This window comes from Pseudomonas sp. (genome assembly GCF_050739995.1).
Lineage (GTDB): Bacteria > Pseudomonadota > Gammaproteobacteria > Pseudomonadales > Pseudomonadaceae > Aquipseudomonas.
The window spans coordinates 1-2,432 of record NZ_JBOICG010000482.1 but is presented as its reverse complement, the minus strand read 5'-3'; the positions used below and the strand labels follow the sequence as shown (position 1 = coordinate 2,432).

Below are 2,432 nucleotides of genomic sequence, written 5' to 3'. Positions count from 1 at the left end.
CATGAAGGCTTTCGGCGCGACGTAGAAACCACCTTCGCCCTGGACCGGCTCGATGATGATGGCAGCGATGTCACGCGGCTCGGCATCGTTCTTGAAGATGCGTTCGATGCTGGCGATCGAATCGTCGATGCTCACACCGTGCAGTTCGTTCGGGTACAGCGCACGGAAGATGCCGCCTGGCATCAGGCCCATGCCGGCCGAGTAAGGCACGACTTTACCGGTCAGGCCCAGGGTCATCATGGTGCGGCCATGGTAAGCGCCGGTGAACGCGATCACGCCGGCACGGCCAGTGGCGGCACGGGCGATTTTCACGGCGTTCTCAACGGCTTCGGAACCGGTGGTGACCAGCAGGGTTTTCTTGGCGAAATCACCTGGCACCTTGGCGTTCACTTTTTCGCACAGTTCCACGTAAGGCTCGTAGGCCAGAACCTGGAAGCAAGTGTGAGTCAGCTTGTTCAGTTGCTCGGTCACGGCCGCGATGATTTTCGGGTGCACGTGGCCGGTGTTCAGCACGGCGATACCACCGGCGAAGTCGATGAACTCGCGACCTTCAACATCGGTCACGGTGGCGTTCTTCGCGGATTCGGCGAAGATCGGGTGAATCTGGCCAACACCGCGTGGTACAGCGGCTTCGCGGCGTTTCATCAGGGATGCGTTGGTCTTGCTCATAAAGTCCTCATTCGCCACTCATCGGGTGGCGTGGTCCAAGGAATACGTGGCGGGGAGGCAACTACGGCAGCATGCGATGATCGACTGCCACAGCTTTCCCGGCCACTACGAATTACGGGGTGAAACACGCAAAGGGTCAGCGCTCTCGTGCCCTCTGCGTTTGCTGCAATGCCTTGCCGGACGTTAGATGCCCAGGCAGAGGTATTTGATTTCCAGGTAGTCCTCGATCCCGTACTTGGAGCCTTCACGGCCCAGGCCCGAAGCCTTGATGCCGCCGAACGGCGCCACTTCGTTGGAGATCAACCCGGTGTTGACGCCGACCATGCCGTATTCCAGGGCTTCGGCCACGCGGAACACACGGCCCAGGTCGCGGGCGTAGAAGTAGGAAGCCAGGCCGAACTCGGTGTCGTTGGACATCGCGATCACTTCAGCTTCGTCCTTGAAGCGGAACAGCGGCGCCAGCGGACCAAAGGTTTCTTCCTTGGCGACGGCGGCGTCTTTCGGCACGTTGGTGAGGATGGTCGGCTCGAAGAAGTTGCCTTCCATCACCTTGCCACCGGCCAGCAACGTGGCGCCTTTTTTCAGGGCGTCGGCAATGTGTTCCTGCACCTTGGCCACAGCTTTTTCATCGATCAGCGGGCCAGTGGTGGTGCCTTCTTCGAGACCGTTGCCAATCTTCAATTTGGTCACGGCCACCTTGAGTTTTTCCGCGAACGCGTCGTACACCGAATCCTGGATGTACAGGCGGTTGGCGCAGACGCAGGTCTGGCCGTTGTTGCGGTACTTGGAGATGATCGCGCCTTCGACGGCCTTATCCAGGTCCGCGTCGTCGAACACGATGAATGGCGCGTTACCGCCCAGTTCCAGGGAGACTTTCTTGATGTCCTTGGCGCATTCGGCCATCAGCTGGCGACCGATTTCGGTGGAGCCGGTGAAGGACAATTTACGCACGATCGGGTTGCTGGTCAGCTCGCCGCCGATGTCGCCGGCGCTGCCGGTGACCACGCTCAGCACGCCTTTCGGGATACCGGCACGGTGTGCCAGTTCAACCAGGGCCAGGGCCGAGAACGGGGTTTGCGAAGCGGGCTTGATCACCATGGTGCAGCCTGCGGCCAGGGCCGGGCCGGCTTTACGGGTGATCATCGCGGCCGGGAAGTTCCACGGAGTGATGGCTGCGGTCACGCCGATAGGCTGCTTGATCACAATCAGGCGCTTGTCGGGTTGGTGGCCGGGGATCACGTCGCCGTAGATGCGCTTGGCCTCTTCGGCGAACCACTCGATAAAGGACGCGGCGTAGACGATTTCGCCCTTGGCTTCGGCCAGCGGCTTGCCTTGTTCGAGCGTCATCAGGCGACCGAGGTCTTCCTGGTTTTCGATCAGCAGTTCGAACCAACGACGCAGCTTGTTGGCTCGCTCCTTGGCAGTCAGTGCACGCCAGGCCGGCAGGGCCTTGTCGGCGGCTTCGATCGCGCGGCGGGTTTCAGCGGCGCCCATCTTCGGCACAGTACCGAGAATTTCGCCCGTGGCCGGGTTGTTGACCTTGATGGTCTGACCATTGTCCGCATCGACCCAAGCGCCATCGATAAAAGCTTGCTGGCGGAACAACTGGGCATCTTTAAGCTGCATGTCGGCTTTCCTTAACAGCACCGCGCGCACGCGGAGCGAATTAGAGTTGTTGAAAGGCGCCTTGTGGGCTGCCGTCAGGGAAATCAGCCCCAGCGCGCAAGAGGAGTGGATAGCGCACGGGAGACAGAGCGTTTGAA

At 60.7% G+C, this 2,432-nt stretch carries 2 protein-coding genes; both read right to left on the bottom strand.

Going from position 1 to position 2,432, the window contains the following annotated elements; translation table 11 throughout:
* The coding region (locus ACRESD_RS15990) for an aminotransferase class III-fold pyridoxal phosphate-dependent enzyme (protein ID WP_431751811.1) at nt 1–669 on the bottom strand (669 nt) is incomplete at its 3' end.
* 183 nt (nt 670–852) lie between these two features.
* Nucleotides 853–2,295 carry an NADP-dependent succinate-semialdehyde dehydrogenase gene (gene gabD / locus ACRESD_RS15985; RefSeq protein WP_431751810.1) on the bottom strand — a complete coding sequence of 481 codons (1,443 nt, stop codon included), beginning with the start codon at nt 2,293–2,295 and terminating at the stop codon, nt 853–855.
* Between the last annotated feature and the right edge of the window lie 137 nt (nt 2,296–2,432).

What these genes read in the sequence shown, in the direction of transcription:
- gabD (WP_431751810.1), bottom strand. Translation starts at nt 2,295, where the DNA reads ATGCAGCTTAAAGATGCCCAGTTGTTCCGCCAGCAAGCTTTTATCGAT.